This is a genomic window from Mesobacillus sp. (assembly GCF_057785455.1).
The window spans coordinates 116257-122674 of the sequence record NZ_JBYNSB010000034.1 but is presented as its reverse complement, the minus strand read 5'-3'; the positions used below and the strand labels follow the sequence as shown (position 1 = coordinate 122674).

Sequence of the window (6418 nt, the reverse complement as noted above, 5' to 3'; positions counted from 1 at the left end):
GATTTTCCTTCTAAAAATAAGGCTTTGTTAAACAAGGCTGTTGATTTTCGTTCCATGCGCTTCGCTTTCCTCTGAAAAATTATGAAAAAGCCCAATTGCCGGCTTTTTCAAGAGCAAATTTTTCTTGGGGCGTGCGGTGAGACTCCTCGTCGCTTCGCTTCTGCGGGGTAGAAATGGCCTTTCTTCTCAGGCCATTTCTACCTAGGTCTCACCTGCCCGCTAAATCCCGAAGGAGTCTACGCGCCTTCCACTACAATCAACAGCGTTTAAAAATCAACATTCAGCTTTAACTGAGCCAAAAATAAAAAAGGCATGCATTGCATGCCTTTTTCTATCTGATTCTATTTTTCCTCAACGCGTTCGTGGTCGCAGCAATCACATTTTTTTGAATAAAGAACTGAAACTTTTTCATCCTCGAAATGGTCAATTGTAGAATTGCAAGTTTGACAAACGATTGTACCCATCTTTTCAAACCCCTTTTCGTTTTGATAAATTTGTAAGCGCTTAAGTTTCTTTAAATATATAATAATATAACTTTATTAGTTTTTCAAGCCTAAATAGTATAACACTTTTATATTTTTTGATATGTGTTTTTTTGTAATGCCAACACATTTATATTCCTAAACGTTTATTAGTATGACATATATTTTTTTAACTTTGTTAAACAAGGCTGTTGAATTTCGTTCCAGGCGCTAAGCTTTCCGAGATGCAACATTAAGCTTTAACAGAGCCATTTTTTAAAAAGGTACCGCATATAGCTTTGTATAGCTCAGCTTTTAAACACCAGGCATGACTGCAAACAACTATGTATAATTTAGGCAAAAATAAAAACAGGCCCTCTTCGGCCTGCCTTTTTACAGCTTTTATTCGTACTGAGTCTGGAATGGAACTGTTGGCAGTTCTTCATTGAAGAATAATGCCAGATCTTCAGCCTGTCGGACTTCATCAATATGGAATGCTCTCTGTAAGTATTCTACGTCTTCAATGTCCCTAGGGTCGAGGAGTGCCGAACGTCCCGTCTGCATGCACACAACGAGTGGTTTACCGAAAAACATATTAGTATAAACAATCCCAAAGTCATACCGAGTGTCATAGGTAGTGAACCCTACGAATCTTACTTGAACCTTTTCATGTTCATCATAAAGCTTTTCGAATAATTCCATATGCCGCCTCCTTTTTAAATTAAATATTTAGAATATTATTATAATTCATATTCACAAAAAAGGCAAATCATATCAGGTTAAAAAGCTTTTAATCTATTGTCAAGGTTTTTCCCTGAGTGATAAAATGAGGGGGAATAGATTGGAAAAGGGGATTGGACAATGTCTAGTAATGCTTATATCAAGCTTGTTCCATCATCAACTCAGCAAGCCATTTCCACCGAAGAATTAAAGGATTTATTTAACTACTACAAGGAAATCACCTCTAAAACTGGTGACCAGGTTGGCTGGAATTATGGAAATTCCGCTTTCCCTTATGAAATCAAGGAGAAGGAAGACGGCAAAGGAACCTGGTTTTATCTGCAGTCCTCACAGGACCGCTATACAGCGATATTAATTGGAGTAGATAAAGAAACAATCGCAGCTGAAGATGGAACTGATCGTGAGCAAACATACATACAAGTCACTCTTCCTCCGACGGCAACCGCTGGCGATAAAGGAAAAGCGAATGAATTCAGTAAGTTTTTGGGTAAAAAACTTCAGGGAGAACTGCATTTATTCAATGGCAGAGTCATGTATTTCTACCCAAGAAAATAATATGGTCAATTATTGACAAGTCAAAAAAGAACGGCTGCAGTTGGCAGCCGTTTCTTTTATGGTGTTTCAATTAAAAGAGGCTCTGCTATTCTTTTATGGTGTTTCAATTAAATCAGGATCTGCTATCTTAAACCCTTTCTTCTGAAGTCCGATGACGATATCACCAAGAGCAGCGCTAGTCCACTCGCGGTCATGCATTAATAAATTTGCGCCATTTCTCAGCAAAGGAGTATTGACCATTATGTCGGCTAAAGCATCCCTGGATTGGTAGCCTTTTTCCCAATCGTATCCATATGACCAGTTCATCAGGAGCATTTTCTCTTCAGCAGCAAGATTCATGCTATAATTTGTGTTCATACCGAAGGGTGCACGGAAAAATTTTGGCCGCTCACCAATCAATTCTTCAATCCTGTCATTCAAACCGACAATTTCCTGCCTTTGCTGTTCCTCCGTCAAATCTTTTAATGCCTTGTGGGTATATGTATGGTTCCCAATGGGAAAGCCCATCTGATGGATTTGTTTCAGTACTTCCCCTTCTTCTGGAGTATCAATGAAATGGCCATTGACAAAAAAGATTGCTTTTACATTCAAGTCTTTCAGAGTTTTTGCCATAGTTAAAGCATACTTGTCCGGAGCATCATCAATAGTCAATAAAACAACTTTTTCTGCAGGGTTCTTTATGCTTTGAATAGAGAAATCTTCTTTCATTCTGTATTCAGGTACAGCTGCAGCAGGCTCTTCGGGTACCTTTGCTTCGTTAGCTTTTCCCGATGCTTCCTCAATTTCACCTTCTGCTTTTTCACTTTGCTGGTCCACATTATCCACATTTCGCTTTTGTTTCTGTTCAATCTCTGCTGTTTTTTCAACCTTGCCTCCCTGCTCCGCTTTTTCAGCCCCACAGGCTCCTAACAGCGTTACAAGCAATCCTGCGATTAAAACTGCATAGATTCTCAACCCAATCCCTCCTGCTGACATTTCCCTGCTGCAATCTCTCACACAATTATTGACATCGTTAAATGAAATGATGCATATAAAGCCAGGCTGACGACTGTAATAAGAAAAGTCTTTTTGGCTGATTTCATAATGTAATTGCCGATGATGATTGCCAGATAGAAAAAAACTAAAAACATAATAATATTATAAATCGGATGATCATGTTTGGACAGCCATTCTATAAATGTATACCCACTCCAAATGATTAATTGCAGCAAGATCACTGTATACATCCGCAACTCTTACACCACCAATAACTAAATTATCTCTTCCCTGACATATGAAAGCTAAACCTAAGGTTGTTTTATATTATATGTCCAATTGACAAGGATATTTTTCATTTATGTAACATTTCAATAACATCTCGGGTTTTTGGAAATTACTGTGATAATATATGGACAAACATTAACGTGTTTCCACGAATCCGAAAAAAAGTGAGGAAAAGAGAAATGAAAGGTCTATCTTTTGTTTTTGTCGCTTCGTTCCTTTTCTTGACGGCTTCCTGTAACCCAGAAAATGATGCAGAGGATTTAATACAAAATGGAGATATAATGCAAGTAGTATTTTTTTCTGATGAAGAAGATTATTTGCATGAGGCATCCTATTATGATGCAATCCTCGAATTAAAGAAAGCATATCCTGATGAATTCAAAAATATGAAAGTCATTCCAGCATCAAATGCCAAGAAGTATCATGAGCTATTTCAAGTGACCCAGTTCCCTGCCCTTCTCGTTGTCCATGGAGAAGAGGTCATCGCAAATGTTAACGGCAGTGTTTCAAAAGCCCAAATCATCGAGCCGCTGACGGCCGTCCTGGAAAATGACCAAAGATAAAAAAATCCTTTCCTAAGCGGAAAGGATTTTTTCATTATATGTTATTTTACGATATGGATTGGGCTTCCAATCGCTACTTCCGCAGCTTCCATAGTGATTTCTCCAAGCGTTGGGTGAGCGTGGATTGTCATTGCAAGATCTTCTGCAGTCATTCCCGCTTCAATCGCGAGACCAAGTTCAGCAATCATATCAGATGCATTCGGACCAGCAATCTGGGCACCGATTACAATCCCATCTTCCTTGCGAGTGACTAGCTTCAAGAAACCATCTGTCTGGTTAAGGGAAAGCGCACGGCCGTTGGCAGCAAATGGGAACTTGGCTGCAACGATGTCAAGGCCTTCATCCTTCGCCTGCTTTTCTGAATATCCAACAGAAGCCAATTCTGGGTCAGAAAATACGACTGCCGGGATAGCCAGATAGTCAATTTCAGATGGATGTCCAGAAATCGCCTCTGCAGCAATTTTAGCTTCATATGAAGCTTTGTGCGCAAGTGGCGGACCTTCAACAACATCTCCGATTGCATAGATGTTGCTTACATTCGTGCGGCATTGCTTGTCAATCTTGATAACACCGCGGTCGGTCATCTCAATGCCTACTTGCTCAAGTCCAAGTTCATCAGTATTTGGCTTTCTTCCTACCATTACGAATACATAATCAGCTTCGACTTTCTGCACTTCGCCTTTTGCTTCATATGTGACAGTTACTCCAGTTTCTGTTTCTTCTACACCTTTAGCAAGTGCTTTAGTGATAATTTCCGCACCTTTTTTCTTCAGGTTGCGGCTAACCAATGAAGACATCTGTTTTTCGAATCCGTTCAGGATTTCGTCAGCACCTTCAAGGATTGTTACCTTTGTGCCAAAGCTAGCGTAAGCTCCGCCAAGCTCTGTACCGATGTAGCCGCCGCCGATTACAACGATGCTCTGTGGCAGCTCCTGAAGGTTAAGTGCTCCAGTTGAATCAAGCACACGCTTGGAATATTTAAAAGCTGGAATCTCGATTGGGCGAGATCCTGTAGCGATAATTGCATTTTTGAAAGTGTAAGTCTGGGCAGAATTTTCATCCATAACACGAATTGTATTCGCATCAACAAAATAAGCCTCGCCTCTAACGATGTCAATCTTGTTGCCCTTTAATAGACCCTCAACGCCGCCAGTCAGCTTTTTAACTACACCTGCTTTGAACTCCTGGACTTTAGAAAAATCAAGTGTTACATTCTCAGCCTTGATTCCCATATCTTCAGAGTGCTTTGCATTTTCGTATCTGTGACCAGCAGAGATCAATGCCTTTGAAGGAATGCATCCAACGTTAAGGCAAACACCGCCAAGATTTGCTTTTTCAACAATAGTTACTTTTTGGCCTAGCTGGGCAGCACGAATGGCTGCCACATATCCACCAGGACCTGCACCGACGACAAGAGTGTCAGTTTCGATTGGAAAATCTCCTACTACCATTTTTTACCCCTCCATTAACAATAGTTCTGGATCGTTCAATAGGCGCTTGATGTGGTTCAATGCATTCTGTGCAGTTGCGCCATCGATCATTCGGTGATCGAAGCTTAATGATAGCGCAAGTACCGGAGCAGCAACGATTTCGCCATCCTTAACTACTGGTTTTTCTGCAATTCTGCCGATACCAAGGATTGCAACTTCCGGATGATTGATAACCGGAGTGAACCATTGTCCGCCAGCAGAACCGATATTTGTGATTGTGCATGAAGCACCTTTCATTTCATCTGGAGCTAATTTGCCGTCACGAGCTTTTCCTGCAAGTTCGTTGATTTCATTTGAAATAGAGAATACAGACTTACGATCTGCATCTTTGACTACAGGGACAAGCAAGCCTTTTTCAGTGTCAGCAGCAATACCGATGTTGTAGTAGTGCTTGTGAACGATTTCGCTTGAAGCATCATCTAATGATGTGTTCAATGCTGGATATTCACGAAGTGCACTTGTTAATGCTTTTACCACGTAAGGAAGGAATGTAAGCTTAATTCCTTTTCCAGCAGCAACTTCCTTGAACTTCTTGCGGTGAGCAACAAGCTTCGTTACATCAATTTCATCCATAAGTGTAACGTGAGGAGCTGTATGCTTAGAATTAACCATTGCCTTGGCAATCGCTTTTCTGATTCCGCTCATCTTCTCACGAGTTTCTGGATACTGGCCTTGTGGAATCGCTTGAGCTGCTGCTGCCTTTGGTGCTTCTTCAGCTGGTGCAGCCTGTGGTGCTTCAGCTTGTGGAGCCGCTGCTGCAGTGCCGCCGCTCAAGAAGCTGTCGATGTCCGCTTTTACGATTCGGCCGTTTTTGCCAGATCCAGGCACTTGGCGAATATCCAAGCCTTTTTCACGTGCATATTTGCGCACAGATGGCATAGCCACGATACGGCGGTTTGGATCTACGTCCACTTGTGGTGCAGCAGCTGCGCCAGCGCCAGTGCCTGCTGCAGGAGCAGGAGCTTCTGTTGCTTCTTTTTTAATATCCTGGCCAGCTTCTAATGTAGATTGAACCTGTGCTTCTGTTTTTTCTTGCTTAGGCTGTTCAGCAGGAGCATGGTCTTCTTCGTCACCTTTGAATTTCAAGTCTTCATAACCAGGTGCATCAAAAGTTACCAGTACTTGTCCAACGGTTGCGACAGTTCCTTCTTCAACTAAAACCTCTTCTACAGTACCAGCAACTGGTGATGGGATTTCTACTACTGCTTTATCATTTTGTACTTCACAAAGTACGTCATCTTCTTGTACCTTATCGCCAGGTTTAATAAACCACTTGACTATTTCACCTTCGTGAATGCCTTCGCCGATATCTGGCAGCTTAAATTGGAATGCCAATGGAATTCAC

Annotated in this window: 8 protein-coding genes; 2 read left to right on the top strand and 6 right to left on the bottom strand. The window is 41.3% G+C overall.

Annotation, left to right across the window (positions count from 1 at the left end; all coding sequences use genetic code 11):
- Nucleotides 1-341 precede the first annotated feature (341 nt).
- A complete protein-coding gene (locus tag AC3EBE_RS13825) occupies nucleotides 342-464 on the bottom strand; it encodes a GapA-binding peptide SR1P (RefSeq protein ID WP_488595623.1) in 123 nt (40 codons plus the stop codon).
- 399 nt (nucleotides 465-863) lie between these two features.
- Nucleotides 864-1163, bottom strand: coding sequence for a DUF3055 domain-containing protein (locus AC3EBE_RS13820; RefSeq protein ID WP_488595622.1), 300 nt, complete (start codon nucleotides 1161-1163; stop codon nucleotides 864-866).
- Nucleotides 1164-1322: 159 nt separating this feature from the next.
- On the opposite strand from AC3EBE_RS13820, the gene AC3EBE_RS13815 reads away from it, so the two are divergent.
- Nucleotides 1323-1757, top strand: coding sequence for a DUF1885 family protein (locus tag AC3EBE_RS13815; protein WP_488595621.1), 435 nt, complete (start codon nucleotides 1323-1325; stop codon nucleotides 1755-1757).
- A gap of 93 nt (nucleotides 1758-1850) precedes the next feature.
- Here the strand turns inward: AC3EBE_RS13815 and AC3EBE_RS13810 are convergent, their stop codons facing one another.
- Nucleotides 1851-2711, bottom strand: a complete 861-nt coding sequence (locus tag AC3EBE_RS13810; protein ID WP_488595620.1) for a polysaccharide deacetylase family protein — start codon at nucleotides 2709-2711, stop codon at nucleotides 1851-1853.
- Between the two features lie 38 nt (nucleotides 2712-2749).
- On the bottom strand, nucleotides 2750-2989 hold the full coding sequence (locus tag AC3EBE_RS13805; protein WP_488595619.1) for a hypothetical protein: 240 nt from the start codon (nucleotides 2987-2989) through the stop codon (nucleotides 2750-2752).
- Between the two features lie 312 nt (nucleotides 2990-3301).
- Here AC3EBE_RS13805 and AC3EBE_RS13800 point away from each other — a divergent pair, with 312 nt between their 5' ends.
- Nucleotides 3302-3583, top strand: a complete 282-nt coding sequence (locus AC3EBE_RS13800; protein ID WP_488595618.1) for a YbbN family protein — start codon at nucleotides 3302-3304, stop codon at nucleotides 3581-3583.
- Between the two features lie 41 nt (nucleotides 3584-3624).
- On the opposite strand, the gene lpdA is transcribed toward AC3EBE_RS13800, so the two are convergent.
- Complete coding sequence (gene lpdA / locus AC3EBE_RS13795) at nucleotides 3625-5034, bottom strand: dihydrolipoyl dehydrogenase (RefSeq protein WP_488595617.1); 1410 nt, start codon at nucleotides 5032-5034, stop codon at nucleotides 3625-3627.
- Between the two features lie 3 nt (nucleotides 5035-5037).
- Complete coding sequence (locus AC3EBE_RS13790) at nucleotides 5038-6408, bottom strand: dihydrolipoamide acetyltransferase family protein (RefSeq protein ID WP_488595616.1); 1371 nt, start codon at nucleotides 6406-6408, stop codon at nucleotides 5038-5040.
- Nucleotides 6409-6418 lie beyond the last annotated feature (10 nt).